This window comes from Simplicispira sp. GW247-4R2A (assembly GCF_059424465.1).
The window spans coordinates 31,752-51,498 of sequence record NZ_JBWKZM010000034.1 but is presented as its reverse complement, the minus strand read 5'-3'; the positions used below and the strand labels follow the sequence as shown (position 1 = coordinate 51,498).

17 protein-coding genes are annotated in these 19,747 nt (G+C 66.0%); 11 read left to right on the top strand and 6 right to left on the bottom strand.

Going from position 1 to position 19,747, the window contains the following annotated elements:
* Positions 1 to 50 precede the first annotated feature (50 nt).
* The 3 genes from AC07ZH_RS18425 to AC07ZH_RS18415 all read left to right on the top strand — a co-directional run bounded on the left by AC07ZH_RS18425 (position 51) and on the right by AC07ZH_RS18415 (position 2,224).
* The gene (locus AC07ZH_RS18425) at positions 51 to 1,481 is read left to right on the top strand and encodes an N-acetylmuramoyl-L-alanine amidase (RefSeq protein ID WP_495200837.1); all 1,431 of its coding nucleotides are present in this window, start codon (positions 51 to 53) and stop codon (positions 1,479 to 1,481) included.
* 42 nt (positions 1,482 to 1,523) lie between these two features.
* Complete coding sequence (locus AC07ZH_RS18420) at positions 1,524 to 1,862, top strand: cupin domain-containing protein (protein WP_495200836.1); 339 nt, start codon at positions 1,524 to 1,526, stop codon at positions 1,860 to 1,862.
* Between the two features lie 134 nt (positions 1,863 to 1,996).
* Entirely contained in the window at positions 1,997 to 2,224 is a 228-nt protein-coding gene (locus tag AC07ZH_RS18415) for a YMGG-like glycine zipper-containing protein (protein ID WP_119108042.1), read from the top strand.
* Positions 2,225 to 2,306: 82 nt separating this feature from the next.
* On the opposite strand, the gene AC07ZH_RS18410 is transcribed toward AC07ZH_RS18415, so the two are convergent.
* Positions 2,307 to 2,960, bottom strand: a complete 654-nt coding sequence (locus tag AC07ZH_RS18410) for a DedA family protein (RefSeq protein ID WP_119108043.1) — start codon at positions 2,958 to 2,960, stop codon at positions 2,307 to 2,309.
* Positions 2,961 to 3,044: 84 nt separating this feature from the next.
* Here AC07ZH_RS18410 and mutL point away from each other — a divergent pair, with 84 nt between their 5' ends.
* Positions 3,045 to 4,991, top strand: a complete 1,947-nt coding sequence (gene mutL, locus AC07ZH_RS18405; RefSeq protein ID WP_495200835.1) for a DNA mismatch repair endonuclease MutL — start codon at positions 3,045 to 3,047, stop codon at positions 4,989 to 4,991.
* A gap of 258 nt (positions 4,992 to 5,249) precedes the next feature.
* On the top strand, positions 5,250 to 6,593 hold the full coding sequence (gene gdhA, locus AC07ZH_RS18400; RefSeq protein ID WP_495200834.1) for an NADP-specific glutamate dehydrogenase: 1,344 nt from the start codon (positions 5,250 to 5,252) through the stop codon (positions 6,591 to 6,593).
* Positions 6,594 to 6,644: 51 nt separating this feature from the next.
* Here the strand turns inward: gdhA and ggpS are convergent, their stop codons facing one another.
* From ggpS to AC07ZH_RS18385, 3 genes are all read right to left on the bottom strand, one after another.
* The gene (gene ggpS, locus AC07ZH_RS18395; protein ID WP_495200833.1) at positions 6,645 to 8,204 is read right to left on the bottom strand and encodes a glucosylglycerol-phosphate synthase; all 1,560 of its coding nucleotides are present in this window, start codon (positions 8,202 to 8,204) and stop codon (positions 6,645 to 6,647) included.
* Positions 8,205 to 8,216: 12 nt separating this feature from the next.
* Positions 8,217 to 8,930: an HAD family hydrolase gene (locus AC07ZH_RS18390; protein WP_495200832.1), complete on the bottom strand. Its 714-nt coding sequence runs from the start codon at positions 8,928 to 8,930 to the stop codon at positions 8,217 to 8,219.
* A 145-nt stretch (positions 8,931 to 9,075) separates the two neighbouring features.
* Positions 9,076 to 10,269 (bottom strand): mechanosensitive ion channel family protein, encoded by a 1,194-nt coding sequence (locus tag AC07ZH_RS18385; RefSeq protein ID WP_495200831.1) that lies wholly within the window; start codon positions 10,267 to 10,269, stop codon positions 9,076 to 9,078.
* A gap of 160 nt (positions 10,270 to 10,429) precedes the next feature.
* Here AC07ZH_RS18385 and AC07ZH_RS18380 point away from each other — a divergent pair, with 160 nt between their 5' ends.
* The 3 genes from AC07ZH_RS18380 to AC07ZH_RS18370 are packed head-to-tail and all read left to right on the top strand — an operon-like array spanning position 10,430 to position 13,353.
* Positions 10,430 to 11,668, top strand: a complete 1,239-nt coding sequence (locus tag AC07ZH_RS18380; protein WP_495200830.1) for a multidrug effflux MFS transporter — start codon at positions 10,430 to 10,432, stop codon at positions 11,666 to 11,668.
* A complete protein-coding gene (miaA, locus tag AC07ZH_RS18375) occupies positions 11,655 to 12,647 on the top strand; it encodes a tRNA (adenosine(37)-N6)-dimethylallyltransferase MiaA (protein WP_495200829.1) in 993 nt (330 codons plus the stop codon). Before AC07ZH_RS18380 ends, miaA begins: the two co-directional genes overlap by 14 nt.
* Positions 12,648 to 12,696: 49 nt before the next feature.
* Positions 12,697 to 13,353, top strand: coding sequence for an ABC transporter ATP-binding protein (locus AC07ZH_RS18370; RefSeq protein ID WP_495200828.1), 657 nt, complete (start codon positions 12,697 to 12,699; stop codon positions 13,351 to 13,353).
* A gap of 8 nt (positions 13,354 to 13,361) precedes the next feature.
* On the opposite strand, the gene AC07ZH_RS18365 is transcribed toward AC07ZH_RS18370, so the two are convergent.
* The gene (locus tag AC07ZH_RS18365) at positions 13,362 to 13,790 is read right to left on the bottom strand and encodes an Hsp20/alpha crystallin family protein (RefSeq protein ID WP_119108050.1); all 429 of its coding nucleotides are present in this window, start codon (positions 13,788 to 13,790) and stop codon (positions 13,362 to 13,364) included.
* Between the two features lie 111 nt (positions 13,791 to 13,901).
* Between AC07ZH_RS18365 and AC07ZH_RS18360 the strand changes: the two genes are divergently transcribed.
* From AC07ZH_RS18360 to AC07ZH_RS18350, 3 genes are read left to right on the top strand one after another with little or no spacing between them, the layout of a single operon-like run.
* Positions 13,902 to 16,496: an ABC transporter permease gene (locus AC07ZH_RS18360; protein WP_495200827.1), complete on the top strand. Its 2,595-nt coding sequence runs from the start codon at positions 13,902 to 13,904 to the stop codon at positions 16,494 to 16,496.
* 31 nt (positions 16,497 to 16,527) lie between these two features.
* Positions 16,528 to 17,586 carry a PLP-dependent cysteine synthase family protein gene (locus AC07ZH_RS18355; RefSeq protein WP_119108052.1) on the top strand — a complete coding sequence of 353 codons (1,059 nt, stop codon included), beginning with the start codon at positions 16,528 to 16,530 and terminating at the stop codon, positions 17,584 to 17,586.
* A 5-nt stretch (positions 17,587 to 17,591) separates the two neighbouring features.
* On the top strand, positions 17,592 to 18,722 hold the full coding sequence (locus tag AC07ZH_RS18350; RefSeq protein WP_495200826.1) for a lipocalin-like domain-containing protein: 1,131 nt from the start codon (positions 17,592 to 17,594) through the stop codon (positions 18,720 to 18,722).
* Positions 18,723 to 18,749: 27 nt separating this feature from the next.
* On the opposite strand, the gene AC07ZH_RS18345 is transcribed toward AC07ZH_RS18350, so the two are convergent.
* Positions 18,750 to 19,745 carry a branched-chain amino acid ABC transporter permease gene (locus AC07ZH_RS18345; RefSeq protein WP_119108054.1) on the bottom strand — a complete coding sequence of 332 codons (996 nt, stop codon included), beginning with the start codon at positions 19,743 to 19,745 and terminating at the stop codon, positions 18,750 to 18,752.
* Positions 19,746 to 19,747 lie beyond the last annotated feature (2 nt).

Genomic DNA, 19,747 nt, shown 5'->3' with positions numbered 1-19,747 from the left:
CCCCCGAGCCCCCCGCCCATGCGCCGCGCACGCTCGCCTCGCGGCGCGCGCTGCTGAAGGCTGGCAGCCTGGTGCTGCTGCTGGGCCGCCAGCAAATCGCGCGTGGCGCCACCATTCTGGCCGTCCGCATCTGGCCGGCACCCGAGTATTCGCGCGTCACGCTGGAATCCGACGGCCCGCTCAAGGCGCGCCAGTTCTTCGTCAGCACACCGCCCCGGCTTGCCGTGGACATCGAAGGCATCGACCTCAGCCCCGCGCTCCGGGAACTGGTGGCCAAGGTGCGGCGCGACGATCCCAACATTGCCGGCATTCGTGTCGGCCAGAACGCGCCGGGCGTGGTGCGACTGGTCGTTGATCTCAAACAGGCTGCCAGGCCACAGGTGTTTTCGCTACCACCCGTTGCCGCCTACGGCAACCGATTGGTGTTCGACCTGTACCCCGAGGTGCCGGTAGATCCGCTGGAGACCCTGATTGCCGAACGCCTGCAGGCCTCGCCCGGCAGTGCCGCCACATCGGCCCCAGGCGCAGCACCGCCAGAATCCACCCAGGCCCTGTCCGCTACCCCGCACGCCGACAAGGCAGCCGATCCGCTGGGCGAGCTCATTGCCCGCGCTGGTGGTACGCGTGAAGCGGCGGCGCCGGGCGCCCGACTGGACGTGCCGGACACACCCACCGCAGCGCCGGATCCCCTGCCCGGCAAGCGCCCGGCCGCACCGGCCAACCCATCCGCACCGGCTCTCGCCTTGGGGCGCAAGACCGACCGCCTCATCATCGTGGCGCTGGACCCCGGCCACGGCGGCGAAGACCCCGGCGCCACCGGCCCCCAGGGCACGCACGAGAAGGACGTGGTGCTCAAGGTCGCGCACCTGCTGCGCGAGCGCATCAACGCCACCACCGTCGGCGGCAACCCCATGCGCGCCTACATGACGCGCGACGCCGATTTCTTCGTGCCGCTGGGCATGCGGGTGCAAAAAGCGCAGCGCGTGCAAGCCGACCTGTTCGTCAGCATCCACGCCGACGCCTTCACCAACCCCGATGCCCGCGGCGCCAGCGTCTTTGCACTCAGCCAAGGGGGTGCATCGAGCTCAGCCGCCCGCTGGCTGGCCAACAAGGAAAACCAGGCCGACCTGGTCGGCGGACTCAATGTGAGCGCCCAGGACCAGCATGTGCGCCGCGCACTGATCGACATGAGCACGACGGCGCAGATCAACGACAGCCTGAAACTCGGCAGCGTCCTGCTGGGCGAGATCGGCCACCTGGGCAAGCTGCACAAAGGGAGCGTGGAACAAGCGGGATTCGCGGTGCTCAAGGCACCCGACATCCCCAGCGTGCTGGTGGAAACCGCCTTCATCAGCAACCCTGAAGAAGAAAACCGCCTGCGCAGCAGCGCCTACCAGGAACAGCTCGCCGATGCACTGATGCGCGGCATCACGCGCTACTTCGCCAAGAACCCGCCGCTTGCGCGCAGCCGCTCGGTTTGACACACTGTCACCTACCCGGAACCTGTTCCAAGGGAGACCGCCATGGCCCTGACCCATACCCCTTCATCCGAAGTTGTCCGTATTGCCCCGCTGGGGGCCGCAATCACAGGCGCGGTCAATACCGCCGTCCTCAAAGCCAAGGAACTTGAAGTGATTCGCCTGGTGGTGCCGGCCGGAAAAACCCTGCCGCAACACCAGGTGCCAGGCGAGATCACGCTGCTGTGCATCGAAGGCGAATGCGAGCTGAAGACACCCGGTGCACTGCAGGTCTTGGCCACTGGCGATTTCGTCCACCTCGAAGGCGGCACACCGCACGCGCTCACCGGCCGCAGCAATGCCTCGCTGCTGCTCACCATCAGCCTGTGCACGGAGCGCGGTTAAGCGCGTGCGCTGACGCTGGCTGCATGGTGCGTCCTACAGTCTGGCAAGGGATACCGCGCGATAGTGGCGCATCGGCCTAACGCACGCTGTTTTGCGGCGCGGCCTTTGTTCCACTTTCCTGAAAGGGACCTGCCATGCAAACCCGACATCTTCTGATCGCCACCGCCTTTGTTGCCTCCCTGGGCCTGGGCGCCTGCGCTTCCAACCCCACCAACGCCCAGATCGGCACCGGCGTCGGAGCTGTCGTTGGCGGTGTCGCCGGCAACGCCCTGCTGGGGACCGGCGGTGCCATCGCCGGCGCCGCAGGCGGCGCCTTGATTGGCCACGAACTGGGCGAAGACCGGGACCAGCGCCGCCGCTGATCCTGGCCGCAACGCCAAGGCCTGAAAAATTTGGCCAAAAGAGCTTCCAGCGCACTACCCATAAGCGCTAGCAGCTCTTTTTTTAGGAGCTAACAACTACTCCCTTGCGACTCCCGCGCCAGGCGCCAAACAGCGCAATCAGCCCCGGCACCAGAATCAAGCCCCAGATGATCTTGTCCAGATGTTCACGCACAAAGGCCAGGTTGCCAAAAAACAGGCCTGCGCTGCTCACCCCCAGCACCCACAGCGCGGCACCGCCGACGTTGTAGGCGCTGAACTTGCCCCGGCCCATGGCCGCCACGCCCGCCACGAAGGGAGCGAAGGTGCGAATGAACGGCATGAAACGCGCCAGCACAATGGTGATGCCGCCGTAGCGTTCGTAGAAGGCATGCGCCTGGTCAAACGCGCGGCGGTTGAACCAGCGCGACGATTCCCACTGGAATACGCGCGGACCGAACCAGCGGCCAATCGCGTAGTTGCACTGGTCGCCCAGCACCGCCGCGGCGAGCAGAACGGCCACGGCCGGGGCAAATTCCATCATGCCGGCGCCGCAGAGCGCGCCCACGATGAAGAGCAGCGAATCGCCCGGCAAAAAGGGCATGACCACCAGGCCGGTCTCGACAAACACAATCAGGAACAGCAGCGCGTACACCCACAGGCCGTAGGTGGCAACGAAGGCTTCGAGGTGCTTGTCGACGTGCAGAATGAAGTCGATCAGAAAGGCAATGGCGTCCATGAACAGGCTTTGGGCAGGCGTTGAATAAGGCGGGCCATTATGGCGATCTCTCCTGCCCGCGGCGCCAATCTCTAGAATCTTCGCGTGCAACACGTTTCTCCCCCAGCTCCTACCGCGTCCAAAGCCGCCCGCCGCCCCATCTGCGACCTGCCCGACGAACTCGTCAGCCAGATTGCCGCCGGCGAGGTGGTGGAGCGCCCCGCCTCCGTGGTGCGCGAACTGGTGGACAACGCGCTCGACGCCGGCGCCACGCAGATCACGCTGCGCCTGCTGGCAGGCGGCGTGCGGCTGATCAGCGTGGAAGACGACGGCTGCGGCATTCCCCAAGCCGAGCTGGCGGTGGCGCTGCGCCGCCATGCCACCAGCAAGATCCGCACGCTGGACGACCTGGAGAGTGTCGCCACCATGGGCTTTCGCGGCGAGGCGCTGGCGGCCATTGCGTCGGTCTCCGAGCTTGCCCTGCTCTCGCGCCCTGCTGGGCAGGACAGCGCCTTTCTGCTTGATGCCCGCAGCGGCGAGCTGCGCCCCGTGGCGCGGGCCGTGGGCACTACGGTGGAAGTGAAAGAGCTGTTTTTCAGCACGCCGGCGCGGCGCAAGTTCCTCAAAACCGATGCCACCGAGCTGGCGCACTGTATCGAAGCGGTGCGCCGCCACGCCCTGGCGCGGCCCGACGTGGGTTTTGCCATCTGGCACGAAGGCAAGCTGGTGCAGCAGTGGCGCATCGCCCTGACGCATGGCGCCGGGGCGGGAGCGCTGGAGCGGCGCCTGGCCGACGTGCTGGGCGAAGAGTTCCTGGAGCAATCGGTGGCATTGACCCACCAGGAAGGCCGCATCACCCTCACCGGCCGCGCCGGCCTGCCGGACACGGCACGTGCCCGCGCCGACCAGCAGTATTGCTACGTCAACGGCCGCTTCGTGCGCGACAAGGTGGTGGCCCACGCCGCCCGCAGCGCCTACGAAGACGTGCTGCACGGCCAGCGCCAGCCGGTGTATGCGCTGTACATCGACATCGACCCGGCACGCGTGGACGTGAACGTGCACCCGACCAAAATCGAGGTGCGCTTTCGCGACAGCCGCGAAGTGCACCAGGCGGTGCGCCACGCCATCGAAAGCGCCCTGGCCGCGCCGCGCGCCGGGGCCGTGGCGGCCGCGCCCCCAGCCGCTATGGGCTACGCAGCTGGTGCCACGGAACCTTCAGTAAATTTTGAACAAAATTGGCCTCCAGCGCTTATTCCACGGGCGCAGGCAGCTATGCAATTTGATGCACCCATCGGCCACCGCGTGGCCGATCTGGGTGCGCTGTGGGGCCAACCCCGCGCGCCAGAGCCTGAGCCCGAGCGCAAGGACGTGAGCGCGAGCAGCACTTGGGTGAGCGCCGAGCAGCCTGCGTGGCAAAGCCCAGCCCCAGGCACACCGGGCACGCAGGGCACCCCCCAAGCCGAGGTCTGGCCGCTGGGCCGCGCGCTGGCGCAGCTGCAGGGCATTTACATCCTGGCGGAGAACGCCCAGGGGCTCATCATTGTCGACATGCACGCCGCCCACGAGCGCATCGTCTACGAGCGACTCAAGTCGCAATGGGACAGCGGCGCACGCATCGCCAGCCAGCCGCTGCTGATCCCCGCCACCTTCGCCGCCACGCCGCAGGAACTGGCCACCGCCGAGCAGAACGTGGACGCACTGGCCGCGCTGGGCCTGGAGATCACCCCCTTTTCTGCCCGCACCCTGGCGGTACGCGCCGTGCCCGCCACGCTGGCGCAGGGCGATGCCGTGGAGCTGGCCCGCAGCGTACTGGCCGAGCTGGCCGCGCACGACGCGAGCGGCGTGGTGCAGCGCGCGCAGAACGAGATCCTGGGCACCATGGCCTGCCATGGCGCCGTGCGTGCCAACCGGCAGTTGACGCTGCCGGAGATGAACGGCCTGCTGCGCCAGATGGAGTCGACCGAGCGCTCGGACCAGTGCAACCACGGCCGGCCCACCTGGCGCCAGCTCAGCCTGCGCGAGCTCGACGCGCTGTTCCTGCGCGGGCGCTGAGAGCCTGTTCAAAGCCGCTGCGTCGCGGTTCTCACCATGCCACCACGCTCGGACGCCCTGGCCGAGCGCGGTGCTGGCTTCGCATCGCAAGTTCTGCACCGATTTGCACCACAGTCGCCACGCACCAGCACCTAAACCGGGCACAACAGCACTGTTTTCGTGCGTCTGCGCCCCATTTTGTCGCATCAATCCATGCCGACTTGGCATAATGTCATGCTGCACCGCCGCACAAACCCCTTTTCCCGAAAGACAACTGCCATGAAATTCGCGTCCGTCGAGGCTTTTCTTGCCGAGGTAGCCACCCGCAATCCGCACCAGCCGGAATTCCTCCAGGCCGTCACCGAGGTGATGGAAAGCCTGTGGCCCTTCATTGAGAAACACCCCAGGTACGCCGAGCAAAGCCTGCTCGAACGCCTGGTGGAGCCCGAGCGCGTGATCATGTTCCGCGTTTCCTGGACCGACGACCATGGCGCGGTGCAGGTCAACCGTGGCTACCGCATCCAGCACAGCATGGCCATCGGCCCGTACAAAGGTGGCCTGCGCTTTCACCCCTCGGTCAACCTCTCGGTGCTCAAATTCCTGGCGTTCGAGCAGACCTTCAAGAACGCGCTGACCACGCTGCCCATGGGTGGCGGCAAGGGTGGCTCCGACTTTGACCCCAAGGGCAAGAGCCCCGGCGAAGTCATGCGCTTCTGCCAAGCCTTTGCCAGCGAGCTGTTCCGCCATGTCGGCGCTGACACCGACGTGCCCGCGGGCGACATCGGCGTGGGCGGCCGCGAAGTCGGCTTTATTGCCGGCATGTATAAGAAGCTCAGCAACCGCGCCGACTGCGTCTTTACCGGCAAGGGCCTGTCGTTCGGCGGCTCGCTGATCCGCCCCGAGGCCACTGGCTACGGCACGGTGTATTTCGCCCAGGAGATGCTCAAGACCCGTGGCAAGTCGTTCGACGGTCTGCGCGTGTCGGTGTCGGGTTCGGGCAACGTCGCCCAGTACGCGGTCGAGAAGGCCATGGCCCTGGGCGCCAAGGTGGTGACGGTGTCGGATTCGAGCGGCACCATCGTCGATGAAGAGGGCTTCACCACCGAAAAGCTCGCCATCCTGATGGACGTGAAAAACCACCACTACGGCCGCGTGAGCGACTACGCAAAACGCACCGGCGCGCGCTTCGAAGCCGGCAAAACACCCTGGCATATCCCCGTGGACATCGCCCTGCCCTGCGCCACACAGAACGAGCTGGATGCCAGCGACGCTGCCACCCTCATCAAGAACGGCGTGCTGTGCGTGGCCGAAGGCGCCAACATGCCCTCGACCATTGAAGCGGCCAAGGCGTTTGAAGCTGCGGGCGTGCTGTACGCACCGGGCAAGGCCAGCAATGCCGGTGGCGTGGCGACCTCGGGCCTGGAGATGAGCCAGAACGCCATGCGCCTGAACTGGACGGCAGAAGAAGTGGACGCCCGCCTGTTGATGATCATGCAAGGCATCCACGCCGCCTGCGTCCAGCACGGCACGCGCGCCGATGGCTCAGTGAGCTACATCGACGGCGCCAACGTCGCCGGCTTCGTCAAAGTGGCCGACGCCATGCTGGCGCAGGGCGTGGTCTGAGTCACGGCTGCAACCCTCCAACCCAAAGGGACCGCGCGGTCCCTTTTGATTTCATGCTGCCTCGGACGCCTCTATAGGCTTGAGGTCAGGCGCGGTCGGCTGGGTCGGTGCCTCGGACAACTTGGCAAAGCGCGCCAGCACATGGCGCGTCCAGTAGCCGATGTCGTAACGCTGTACCTGCATCAGCATGCGGCCCATGCGCAGGCGCTGCTCCACCTCGCCCATGGCCAGGGCTTCATCCAGCGTATCGTCAAGCGAGCTGCGGCTGAAAGGGTTGACAAGGATGGCGTCTTCCAGCTCCATCGCCGCGCCAGAGAATTCAGACAGCACCAGCACGCCGGCCTCGCCCTGTTTGGCGGCGACAAACTCCTTGGCCACGAGGTTCAGGCCGTCACGCAGCGGCGTGATCCAGGCAATGTCCGCGGCGCGGTAGGCGCACACCACTTCCTCGAAGGTCAATGGCGTGGTCGAGAGGTGGATGGGCAGCCAGTGCAGCGTGCCAAAGTGGCCATTGATGCGACCCACCAGTTGCTCGATTTTTTGCTGCTCGGCACGGTACACCTCCATTCCCTCCGCAGCGGCCACGGTCACGAGCAGGAGTTTGACGCGGCCGTGCAGATCGGGGCGACGCTTGAGCAGGCGCTCGAAGGCTTCGAGCTGCTGGCGCCCGCCCTTGGCGTAATCCACACGGCTGACGGACACAATCAGCGTTTCGGTATTCAGATCCTTGCGGATGCGTTCGGTGCGCGCCTTGCCTTCGGGTGAATTGACGGTGCTGGCAATCAGCGCTGGCGCCGTACCAATCGGGCAGGTGTCAATGACGATGCTGCGCCCTTCCACATCGAGCTGCACCGTCACACGCGGCTCGGACAAAGCGCAGGCGCGCTGAAGGATCGGCAGGCTGACCGGTGCTTCATGCCGCGCCACGCCTTCGCGCAAGCTCTCGACCACGGCGCAGAAGTTCTGCGCAAAACGCGGCACGTGAAACCCCACCAGATCGCAAGCGAGCAGGCTGTCGATGATCTCGTCCCGCCACGGCAGGATGTTGAAGGCGTCAGGCGCCGGGAACTGCGTGTGATGGAAGAAGGCGATCTTCAGGTCGGGCCGCATCTTGCGCACAAAGCCGGGTACCAGCCACAGGTTGTAGTCGTGCACCCAGACCACCGCGCCCTGCTCGGCCTCGGCACACGCAGCTTCGGCAAAACGCCGGTTCACTTCCCGGAAATCAGCCCAATGGATGTTTTCGGTCGAGTACAGCCACGGGAAGGTATGGATCACCGGCCACAACGCCTCTTTGGAGGTCACATGGTAGAACTGGTGGATCTTGGCGGCCTCCAGTGGAAGGCGCACCACGTCGTAGTTGCCGTAGCTGTCGCTGACCGTGATACGGCGCTCGAAATCCAGCGCCTTGCCGGCAGCGGCCTTCTTCCAGGCCACCCACACAGCCTTGTCCACATGGCTGAAAAAACCCTTGATGGCAGGGATGATGCCGTTGGGGCTGCGCGGCTCACGCATCGCGGTCTGGCCGTTTTCCACAAGCTCTTCATACGGCTGGCGATGGTAGACGACGACAAGTTCGTTCCTCAATTCTTTCTGGGTGGGCATATTCATGCGTGTCCTTTCTTAGTGAATGCGGTGCAGGGCGTGGAGCACGCCGGCGGCGCCCTCTTTGTCACTCCAGTGCACCTTGGGCAGGTCTTTGGCGGCCTCAGCCAGCAGCGGCTCACGGTTGGCGACGATGACGCCCTGCAGGCCCGTCTGGAACAGCGACAGGTCGTTCAACGTGTCCCCCGCCACCAACGTACGCTCCTTCGGCAAGCCGAGCGCGCTCAGGGTGCGCAAGAGCGTCGGGCCTTTTTGCACGCCGCGCGGCAGCACGTCGAAGTAGCGCTCGGCCGACAGCAGCACGTCGTAGCCCGCCGCCTCCAGTTCGCTGCGCGCTGCACCCGCGAGGCCCGTGTCGGAATAAAAGCAGGAGACGCGCCGCCCCTCCACCACGGGCTGCTCCGTGAGGTGCGGATGGCGGGCCAGAATGCTGCGCACAACGGCCGGCGCGTGCCGTGGCCAGCCTTCGTCCAGCCAGCCCTCAAGCGCTGGCAGCGGCGCACGCTCAGCACCGGCGTACACCGCTGTACCGACGTCGGAAATGATGTGATCCGGTTGCAGTGGCAGTTCATCGAGCACATCGCGCATGGTGGTCAGGCTGCGCCCGGTGACGTAGATCAGCACGATTTCGCTGCGCCGCTGGCCAATCCAGTCGTACAGGGCCGTGCGCTCGTCGGCGCTGCCGCCGAGAAACGTGCCGTCGAGGTCGGTGGCGAGAATGGTCTGGTGCATGGGCGCTCCTTTCGTGAAGGGTGGGCAAGAAACCCGCCCCAGCGAAGGGCTGGCGGAAAAAGCCGCAGCCCCGGTGCCAGCGCGGATGAGAAAGAGGTGACAAGAAAGCACGGCCGCCGAGGCTGCCGTGAGCGAGGCGCGGCGTTTACAGCGCCGTGCTGGCTTCTGGAACGCCCGAAGCCTGCGCCAACGCCACCACAATGGGGCTCTGCTTGCCCAACATCAGGGTGTGCGTGGGGAAGGCAAAATCGACGCCGAGGGCGGCAAATTCGCGCATCAGTCCCAGGTTGATGGCCTGCTGTACATCGCGGTAGGCGGTGTAGTCGGGCGTGAGCATCCAGTACACGACCTCGAAATCAAGGCTGGAGCCACCAATGCCGGTGAAATGCGCGCGGTCAAACCGGGCCTGCTTCTGCGCATCCACAACCTTCTTGATGGCGTCCGGAACCTGCTCAAGCTGATCCGGCGTGGCATCAAACGTAAGGCCAAAGGTAAAAGGAATGCGCCGCTCTTTCATGAGCTTGTAATTGCGCAGCCGCGATTTCGTCAGATCGCCATTCGAAAACACCAACACCTCTCCGCTCAGGCTGCGCAAGCGGGTGGTTTTGAGGCCAATATTCTCGACGCTGCCACTGAAATCATCGATAACGATGAAATCGCCGACCTGGAAAGGTTTGTCAAGCACAATACTGAGGCTCGCAAAAAGATCGCCGAGAATATTTTGCAGCGCCAGACCAATGGCAATACCGCCAATGCCCAATCCGGCTACCAGGGCATTGACATCAAAACCCAGATTATCGAGCAGCAGAAGCAGCAGAATGGCCCAGGCCACCACCCGACCAATGAAACTCAGAATCGACAGGGCGCTGGTGGTGGAAGGGTCCTTTTGCAGCGAATCCTGCCGCACAGTGGTGATCCAGCCACTGATGAAGGCATTGGCACACAGCCCTAATTGGAGAAAAAATGCCACTGTGGCCATACCGGACAGCCAGCGCTCGCTGCTGGCACGCAATACCAACTCGTTGCTGGCAGGGAGCAGAGCCACCACCGCCACCAGATACCAGCGCACTGCGCGCAACCCCTGAACCAGGGCGTCGTCCCAGCGGGTGCTGGTGGATGCCGCCCATGTTGAAATACGTCGAATGATCAGTGGCAATATGATTTTCATCATTACCACGGCCCCTACAATCCAGACCGCTGCCTGCAACCACGCGAGCAGGCCATTGCCAGCAAAAGACATATCGAGAAATTCCTGCATCGTCCGGGGTACTCCTTGCATCAAAATGGCATGAATATTAAATGATTTTCGATCCGCACCACGAGAATCATCAATATTCACAAAAATAGCGCCGAAATATATGCGCATTATAAATTATAACAGAATACATTCTAATTGTCTATATTCAATTAATCCGAGAATACTATTGACATAATCCAAGACCATGTTCATGGGGGTGCGAGGAAGACGCATCCTGACTTCGTCTGGTACGCTCAAAGCGATGCCCGCCCCCTCTCTCGCAGCCCCTCCGATCGCAGCACCAGCGGTATCGCCTGACCTGGCCGTTGTGGTGCTGGCGCTGCTGCTCAGCATTCAGCCGGTCACCACCGATCTGTACCTGCCTGCGCTCCCTACGCTGACGCGCAGCCTGGGTGCGCCGGTGGCGCAGGCGCAGCTCACGCTCAGCGCTTTGTTGCTGGCGTTTGGTGTGTCGCAGCTTGCCTGGGGGCCGCTGTCTGACCGCTTGGGGCGCAGGCCCGTGCTGCTCCTGGGTCTGGGGCTGTACACGCTGGCGTCTATCGGCAGCGCACTGGCGCCCTCCATGGATTGGCTGGTGATTTGGCGCACGCTGCAGGGTGCGGCCATGGGCGCGGTGGTGGTGTGCGCGCGGGCCATCGTCCGCGACCTGTACGCACCACTGGCCGGTGCCCGTGCCATGTCGCGCGCGCTCACGGGGTTGGGGATCGTCGCCTGCCTGAGCCCGCCAACCGGCGCGCTGCTCTCAGGCTGGCTGGGCTGGCGCGCGGCGCTGCTGGCATTGACGGTTTTTTCGATGGCGACGCTGGCGCTCGTGGCGCTGCGACTGCCCGAGACGCTGGCGCGCCGCAACCTGCGGGCACTGGAGCCCGCCACCCTCCTGCGCACCTGGATGCACGTACTGCGCAATCCGACGTTTTGGGCTTTCTCCCTGCTCACCACAGCGTCCTACGGCGGGCTGTTCACCTTTCTGGCGTCGTCTTCGTTCGTGTTCATCGAAGTGCTGCATCTTTCGCGCACGCAGTACAGCTTGGCGCTGTTTTTCAGTGCCTTTTCCTATTTCGGCGGCACCTTCGCCTGCCGCGCCGTACTCACGCGGCACGGCCTGCGCAGCACCGTAGCGGTGGCGGGGGCGCTAAGCCTGGGCGGCGCGCTCGCCATGCTGTTGCTGGCCTGGGCCGGCGTGCGGCACCCGGTCGCACTGCTGCTGCCGTTCTACAGCTTCATGGTGGCGCATGGCATGCACCAGCCGTGCGGGCAGTCGGGCTGCGTGGGACCGTTTCCGCACGCGGCTGGCGCGGCCTCGGCGCTCAATGGGCTCATGATGATGCTGGCGGCCTTTGCTGTGGGCGGCTGGGTGGGAACACACCTTGATGGCACCATTTGGCCGCTGGTGCATGGCGTTGTCTTTTGGGCCACGCTGGTGGCAGCCGTAGCGTGGACGCTGGTGCAAAAGTTTGGAGAGCCGCTTGAGCACCGCTGAGGCCCTGCCCTGCCTGGCAATTGCCGGCCCCACCGCGTCTGGCAAGACCGGCGCGGCCCTGGCGCTCGCCGAGCGCCTGGCCGAGAGGGTGGCGCTGGAGATCGTCAGCGTCGACTCGGCCCTGGTGTACCGCGGCATGGACATCGGCACCGCCAAGCCCACGGTAGCCGAACGCGCGACCGTGCCGCACCACCTGATCGACATCCGCGAGCCCTGGGAGCCCTACAGCGCAGCCGCCTTCGTGCAGGACGCTACCCGATTGATCGGCGACATTCGCGCTCGCGGCGCCCTGCCACTGCTGGTGGGCGGCACCATGCTGTATTTCAAGGCACTGATCGACGGCTTGAACGCCATGCCCGCCGCCGACCCAGACGTGCGCCAACGCATCGAAGCGCGCGCCTTGCAGTTGGGCTGGCCGGCGCTGCACGCCGAGCTGGCCCGGGTCGACCCGGTGACCGCGGCACGCTTGGCCCCGGCTGACAGCCAGCGCATCCAGCGTGCGCTGGAAGTATGGGAAATCTCCGGCCAGCCCCTATCTGCCTTTCATGCTCCTGAAAAGAGAGCTGCTAACGCATGTGGCATAAGCGCTGGATGCCTTTTTAGCCTTGAACCCGACGACCGCGCCTGGCTGCACGCCCGCATTGCGGCGCGCTTTGATGGCATGCTCGCGCAGGGCTTTCTTGCCGAAGTGCAGCGCCTGCGCGCCGACCCACGCCTGCACGCCGACCTGCCTGCCATGCGCTGCGTCGGCTACCGCCAGGCCTGGCAAGCGCTTGACGCCCAAGCAGCCAGCGGGCGCGCACTGGACCTGGCCGACCTGCGCGAGCGCGGCATCGCCGCCACGCGGCAACTGGCCAAACGCCAAATCACCTGGTTGCGCAGCATGCCCGGGCGCCAACGCATCGCCTGCGACGCCGCGGACATGCAGGCCGCTCTGGAGGTCGCCGTGCTGGCGCGGCTGGAGCAGCCTGCGCCATGAGCACAGCACCGGGCCAGCCCAAGCCAGCTCGCAGCACGGAGCCTCCCAAATGAGCGTCCAGGTGCGGGTGGCAGATCTCGCCAAACGCTATGGCGACAGCACGGTGTTCGAGCAGGTCGATTTCACGGTGGCGCCAGGCGAGTTTGTCGCCATCATTGGCGACTCGGGCGTCGGAAAATCCACCCTGCTCAACTGCCTGGCGGGCCTCGACACCTGGAGTGCCGGCAGCATCCACCATGGCTCCACTGACCTCGCCACCCTCGACACGACCCGGCGCGCGCTATGGCGCCGGGCGAATGTGGGCTTTGTCTTCCAGGCGTTTCACGTGCTGCCGCATCTTGATGTCGCGCAGAACGTGTCCTTGCCGCTCATGCTGCTGGGCGACAAGGGTTTCGCTGCTCGGGTAGCCGACATGCTGGACGCCGTCGGCCTGGCAGGTTTGGGCACGCGGTTGCCGCAGCAGCTCAGCGGCGGCCAGCTGCAGCGCGTGGCATTGGCGCGTGCGCTGGTGCACCACCCCGCTCTGCTGCTGGCCGACGAGCCGACCGGCAACCTTGACCCCGGCACGGCAGGGCGCGTGCTGGACTTGCTAATCGCCCAGACGCACCGGCATGGCGCCTCGCTGGTGCTGGCGACCCACTCGGACGCCGCGGCGGCGCGCGCCGACCGGGTGCTGCACCTGACAGCGGGCGGCATGCGCGGCTGACAGCCGGCTTATTCGATGACGAGACGCTGGCCGCTACCGCCTTGCTTCTTGGGCAGGTTCAGCGTCAGCACGCCGTTGTCGTACTTCGCCTGGCACTGGCTCGCCTCGATATCGGCCGGCAACTGGAAGCTACGCGACACACTGCCAAAGTAGCGCTCTGAGCGCAGCATTTTCTCGCCCTCGGTTTGCTGGTCCTGCTGGCGCACTTCGGCACGCAGCGTCACCACATTGCCATCGACCGTGACATGTATTTCGTCCTTGGGTACGCCAGGCACCTCGGCGGACACCAGGAAGCCACCGTCATTTTCCTTGACGTCCACCTTCATCTGGCCGGGGCTCGGCAGCGGGTCACCGTGCAGCGGGCGCACATAGAACCCCGGATTCACATCCTTGAAAAACTCGTCAAACAGGCCACCGCGGCCGATCAATGCGTTCATGGCAATAGCTCCTTTCAAAGTTGCTGGTTTCAAGGTGGGCCAGCCATCGGCCGGCCTCTGAGCAGCATCTAGGGGGCGCGCGCCGCAATTCAAGAACGGCACAATCAAAGGGTGTTGCGTCTCTTTCGCGTCTGGTCCCTCCAAGCCCTCGCCCGCCACCCCTGGCAGAGCCTGGCGGCTGTATGCGCCGTGATGCTGGGCGTGGCGCTGGCCTTCGCGGTGCACACCATCAACGCATCGGCGCTGGAGGAATTCGCCCAGGCCACGCGCAACATCAACGGCACACCCGACCTGCAGTTGCGCAACGCGCAAGGGCATGTGGACGAGCGCCTGTACCCGCTGCTGGCGCGCGAGCCCGAGGTGGCACGCGCCAGCCCGGTGCTGGAACTGCAATTGCAGGCCAGCGCCACCAGCACCGCAGATCGGCAGACGCCCACCCTGATACGTGTGCTGGGCGTAGATGCGCTCTTGCTCCCAGCCACCGCACCCGCGCTCATGCCGCGCCCCTGGGCCAGTCTGCCCACCGACCGCCTGGCCCTGTTTGCTCCGGCCGCGGTGTACCTCAATGCGCAGGCGCGGCGTGCGCTGGACTTGCCCGAGGCGCCTGCCGAGGCACCCAGCATCACGCTGCGGCGCGGGCTGGAGCAGTTCGCCGTGCGGGTCGCCGGCACTGTGGTCGCAGGCGGCGCACCACTGGCGGTCATGGACCTTGGCGCCGCCCAAGATATGTTTGGCCTGGCGGGTAGCCTGAGCCGCATCGACCTGCAACTGCGCCCGGGCACGGTGCGCAGCAGCTTCACCCAGCGCATGGCACAGCGCACCGACTGGCCGCCCGGCCTCGTGTGGGCCAACGCGCAGGACGCCGGCCAGCGTATGGATGCGCTCTCGCGCGCCTACCGCGTCAACCTGAGCGTGCTGGCCCTGGTGGCGCTGTTCACGGGCGCATTCCTGGTGTTCTCGGTGCTCTCGCTCAGCGTGGCGCAGCGCTCGGCCGCTTTTGCGCTGCTGGCCGTACTGGGCGCGACGCCGCGCCAGCGCCTGCTGCTGGTGCTGCTGGAATCGGCCACGTTCGGCGTGGTAGGCAGCGCGGTCGGTGTGGCGCTGGGCACGGCGCTCTCCGCAGTGGCGCTGCGCCTGCTGGGTGGCGACCTGGGCAGCGGCTACTTCAGCGGCGCAGAGCCTGCCTTGCAGTGGAGCACGCTCGCGGCGGCAGGCTATGGCGCGCTCGGCATCTTGGCCGCGCTAATCGGTGGCTGGTGGCCGGCGCGCACGGCTGAGGCTTTGCCGCCTGCGCAAACGCTCAAGGGTCTGCACACCGCCGGCACGCAAGCACCCTCGCCGCGCACCGGACTGGCACTGTTGGCCACGGGCGTGCTGCTGGCCTTTGCTCCCGCAGTGGCAGATCTGCCGGTGGCGGCGTACCTGTCGGTGGCGGCGCTGCTGCTGGGCGGCATTGCCTTGCTGCCGAGTGGGGCGGCGTTGCTGCTCAAGGCACTCGGTGCATGGTCCCGGCGACATCCCCTCGCGCTGCTCGCGGTGGAGCGGGCACGCCGCACGCACGGACTGGCGGCCGTGGCAGTCGGTGGTGTGGTGGCAAGTCTGGCGCTGGCCGTGGCGCTAACGGTCATGGTGAGCAGCTTTCGCGGCTCGATGGTGCAGTGGCTGGATGCCGTGTTGCCCGCACCACTCTATGTGCGCGGCGCCTCGGCCGACGGCCAGGCGGCTTTCAGCGAGCGCTTTGTGCAGGCAGCGCGCGCCCTGCCAGCGCTCGCGCGCGTGGAAGGCCTGCGGGTGGTGCAGCTCCAGCCCGACCCGGCGCGACCGGCCGTCGCCCTGATTGCCAGACCCCTGCAGGCTGGCGCTGACAAGGTGCTGCCCTTGATCGGCCCCGCGCTCGCCGTACCGCCTGGCCGGGTCGCGGTGTATGCGAGCGAAGCGGCCGCGGACTTGTGGGGCGCGCAGCCAGGGTCTGATCTGGCACCATTTTTAGAGTCTTTTAGGGCTCTAGCGCAGGATGGACAAGCGCCAGCAGCTTCTTTTTTTGTAGCTGGCGTGTGGCGCGACTATGCCCGCCAGACCGGCGCACTGGTCATCGACAGCAACGCCTTCGCCGCCTTGAGCGGCGAGCGCGGCGCCAACGACCTGGCACTGTGGCCCACCGAGGGTACCGACATGTCAAGCGCACGCCGCGCGATCACGCAACTGGCCACGCAGCAAACAGGCGCAGCGGCGGCCGAGGGCCTGCAATTCTCATCGGCCGGCGAGGTGCGCGAACGGTCGCTGCGCATTTTCGACCGCAGCTTTGCGGTCACCTACTGGTTGCAGGCGCTGGCCATTGGCATCGGCCTGTTTGGCGTGGCCGCAAGCTTCAGCGCGCAGGTGCTGGCGCGACGCAAGGAGTTCGGACTGCTGGCGCATCTGGGCCTGACGCGCGCACAGATCCTGGCTGTGGTGGCCAGCGAAGGCGCGGCCTGGACGGGCGTTGGCGCTGCGGCTGGCCTGCTGCTGGGAGTCGCCGTGTCCCTGGTGCTGGTGCTGGTGGTGAACCCGCAGAGCTTTCACTGGACCATGGAGCTGCGCTTGCCGCTGCTGCGGCTGTTGCTGCTGTGCGCTGCCGTGGTGCTCGCCGGCACCGCTACCGCCTGGCTGGCCGGGCGGGCCGCCGCGGGGCGGGACGCGGTGATGGCGGTGAAGGAGGATTGGTGAGCCGGGAAACCTGCTGCGCCACAATCGGCGAATGACCACCACCGCCACCCCCTGGCTGCACCAGGCCATCGACCGCATCGAAGCCGACTACCAGCGCAGCGCCGACACGCACCTGATCCCGCTGCGCCTGCCTTCGCATGCGGCGCAGGGCATCGACCTGTACCTCAAGGACGAATCCACCCACCCCACGGGGAGCCTCAAGCACCGGTTGGCGCGCTCGCTGTTCCTCTACGCCCTGTGCAACGGCTGGGTGCGCGAAGGCTCCACCATCGTCGAGGCGTCGAGCGGCTCCACCGCGGTCAGCGAAGCCTACTTTGCGCGCCTGCTCGGCCTGCCGTTTGTCGCCGTCATGCCGCGCGGCACCTCGCCGGAAAAGATCGCGCAAATCGAGTTTCAGGGTGGGCGCTGCCACCTGGTGGAGAGCGCTGGCGCCGTCTACCACGAGGCGCATGCGATTGCCGAGCAGACAGGCGGCCACTACATGGACCAGTTCACCTACGCCGAGCGCGCCACCGACTGGCGCGGCAACAACAACATTGCCGAGAGCATGTTCACGCAGATGGCGCGCGAGCGCCACCCAGTGCCGCGCTGGATCGTGGTCGGCGCGGGCACCGGTGGCACCAGCGCCACGATTGGCCGGTATGTGCGCTATCAGCGCCATGCCACCAGGCTGTGCGTCACCGACCCGGCGGGCTCGGTCTTCAGCGCCTACCACCGCACGGGCGATGCTGCGCTCACGGCACCCGGCTCGCGCATTGAAGGCATTGGCCGGCCGCGCGTGGAGCCAAGCTTCATCCGCACGCTGGTGGACCGTATGGTCGAGGTGCCAGATGTGGAATCGATTGCCGCCATGCAGGCGCTCTCGCACTTGCTCGGGCGGCGTGTCGGGCCGTCCACGGGCACCAACTTTGTTGCCATGCTGGCGCTCGCGGGCGAAATGCGCCAGCGCGGCGAGCAAGGCTCCATCCTCTCCTTGCTCTGCGACGCTGGCGAGCGGTATTTGCCCACCTATTGCGACGCCACGTGGGTCGCGGAGCGCTTTGGCGACTGCACCGCCGCACACGCCAAAATGCAGGCGCTGATGGCGTAAGCACCATGCGCCCGGCACCGTCGGCAACACCACCCGCAACGGTGCCAACGTCCGCCTGGTCGCGGCGCGAGTGGCTTGCGCTGAGCTTGGGCGCGTGCACCCTGCCGCTCACGGCTGCGGCGCAGACCCTTCCTGCCGGGCCGCTGCATTTTCCCCGTGACCACGGCAGCCACCCCAATCTGCGCACCGAGTGGTGGTACCTTACCGGCCACGCGCGCGCAGGCGAACGCACCTTCGGTTTTCAACTGACCTTCTTTCGCAGCCGGGTACCAGGAACACAGGCGCTGCATTCGCGGTTTGCCGCACGGCAACTGCTCTTCGCGCACGCGGCGCTCACCGACCTGCAAGGCAGGCGATTGCTGCACGAGCAGCGGATTGCGCGCGCCGGCTTTGGTCTGGCCGAGGCGAGCGAGCGGGATACGGATATCGTCCTCGGCGATTGGCTTTTGAAACGTCGCGATGCCGCGGGTCGCAGCCAGTACACCGCTCGCATGCTGGGCACCGATTTCGCACTGGAACTGGAGCTGACGGCCACCCAGGAGGTGCTGCTGCAGGGCGAGGCCGGAATTTCGCGCAAGGGGCCGCAGCCCGACAACCTGAGCTACTACATCACCGAGCCGCAGTTGCAGGTGCAAGGCCACATCACCCTCGGGCGCGAGCGCTTGGCCGTACACGACACTGCGGCCCGCGCCTGGCTGGACCACGAGGCCAGCCAAGCCATCCTGCCGACCGAGGCCGTGGGTTGGGACTGGATAGGCATGAACCTGGAGGATGGCAGCGCGCTCACGGCTTTCCAGCTGCGGCGCGCGAATGGCACGGCGCTCTGGGCGGGCGGTTCGTGGCGCGCACCTGGCGGGCCCGCACACAACTTCGGCCCAGACGGGCTGCGTTTTACGCCCCTGCGCTCCTGGGCCAGTGGCACCAGCGGGGCGCGCTACCCCGTGGCCTGGCGGCTCAGCACACCGGTCGGCCTGTTTGAAGTGCACGCGCTGCTGGATGCGCAAGAACTCGACAGCCGCGCTTCCACCGGTGCCTTCTACTGGGAAGGCTTGAGCGAACTGCGCGGGGCACAAGGCCAGGCCGTGGGGCGCGGCTATCTGGAAATGACAGGCTATGCCGCGCGGCTGGCGCTGTAACAGCGCCGTTTGGCAGACAGCCCGGAATCAGATTTTCCCGGCCCCGCGCCGGCGGGTCAGCCAGGCGATGATTTCGCCCATGATGCCGCGCCGGAAGGCGAGCACACAGACCACAAAAATCAGGCCCGTGACCATGGTGACGGATTCACCCAGTGTGTTGAACCAGTCAATATGGGTCGTCTCGGCAAGGAAATGCCCCACCTCGCCGAGCTTGTTTTCCAGCAACACCACCACGGCCGAACCCACCAGCGGACCAGAGAGCGTCCCCAAGCCGCCGAGCAGCGTCATCAGCACCACGTGGCCCGATGCCGTCCAGTGCACATCGCTGAGCGTGGCAAACCCCATCACCAGCGTCTTGAGGGCACCCGCCAAGCCAGAGAGCGCTGCCGAGAGCACGAAGGCCAGCAGTTTGAATCGGTTGGTGTCGTAACCCAGCGAAGTCGCGCGCGGCTCGTTCTCCTTGATGGCCTTGAGCACCTGGCCAAACGGCGAATGCACGGTGCGCACGATCAACAGAAAAGCAGCCACGACAATGGCCAGCACGATGTAGTACAGCACCAGGTCGTTCTTGAGGTCGATCAGGCCAAACAGCATGCCGCGCGGCACCGACTGCAGGCCGTCCTCACCCCCGGTGAACGGGGCCTGGAGCGCGACGAAAAACAGCATCTGCGCCAGCGCCAGCGTGATCATGGTCGAGTAGATGCCCGTGCGCCGGATCGCAAAGAAGCCGACGATGAGCCCCAGAAAGGCGCCCCCGGCCGTGCCCAGCAGAAGGCCCACTTCCGGGGTCAGGCCCCATACCTTGATCGCGTACCCAGTGACATACGCAGCTCCGCCAAGAAAGGCGGCATGGCCGAACGACAGCATGCCGGTGTAGCCCAGCAACAGGTTGAAGGCCGCGGCGAACAGTGCGAAGCACATCAGCTTCATCACGAAGACCGGGTAGGCGCCTAAAAATGGCGCCGCCAACAGACCTACGAAAAGCAGGCCATAGCCCAGGACAGCAAGATTCTTGAGATTCATGT

Coding starts and splice junctions, on each gene's coding strand:
- AC07ZH_RS18350 (WP_495200826.1), top strand. CDS start 17,592: ATGCGCCCGGCACCGTCGGCAACACCACCCGCAACGGTGCCAACGTCC.
- AC07ZH_RS18370 (WP_495200828.1), top strand. CDS start 12,697: ATGAGCGTCCAGGTGCGGGTGGCAGATCTCGCCAAACGCTATGGCGAC.
- gdhA (WP_495200834.1), top strand. CDS start 5,250: ATGAAATTCGCGTCCGTCGAGGCTTTTCTTGCCGAGGTAGCCACCCGC.
- AC07ZH_RS18345 (WP_119108054.1), bottom strand. CDS start 19,745: ATGAATCTCAAGAATCTTGCTGTCCTGGGCTATGGCCTGCTTTTCGTA.
- AC07ZH_RS18365 (WP_119108050.1), bottom strand. CDS start 13,790: ATGAACGCATTGATCGGCCGCGGTGGCCTGTTTGACGAGTTTTTCAAG.
- AC07ZH_RS18390 (WP_495200832.1), bottom strand. CDS start 8,930: ATGCACCAGACCATTCTCGCCACCGACCTCGACGGCACGTTTCTCGGC.
- AC07ZH_RS18415 (WP_119108042.1), top strand. CDS start 1,997: ATGCAAACCCGACATCTTCTGATCGCCACCGCCTTTGTTGCCTCCCTG.
- AC07ZH_RS18380 (WP_495200830.1), top strand. CDS start 10,430: ATGCCCGCCCCCTCTCTCGCAGCCCCTCCGATCGCAGCACCAGCGGTA.
- AC07ZH_RS18420 (WP_495200836.1), top strand. CDS start 1,524: ATGGCCCTGACCCATACCCCTTCATCCGAAGTTGTCCGTATTGCCCCG.
- ggpS (WP_495200833.1), bottom strand. CDS start 8,204: ATGAATATGCCCACCCAGAAAGAATTGAGGAACGAACTTGTCGTCGTC.
- AC07ZH_RS18410 (WP_119108043.1), bottom strand. CDS start 2,960: ATGGACGCCATTGCCTTTCTGATCGACTTCATTCTGCACGTCGACAAG.
- AC07ZH_RS18355 (WP_119108052.1), top strand. CDS start 16,528: ATGACCACCACCGCCACCCCCTGGCTGCACCAGGCCATCGACCGCATC.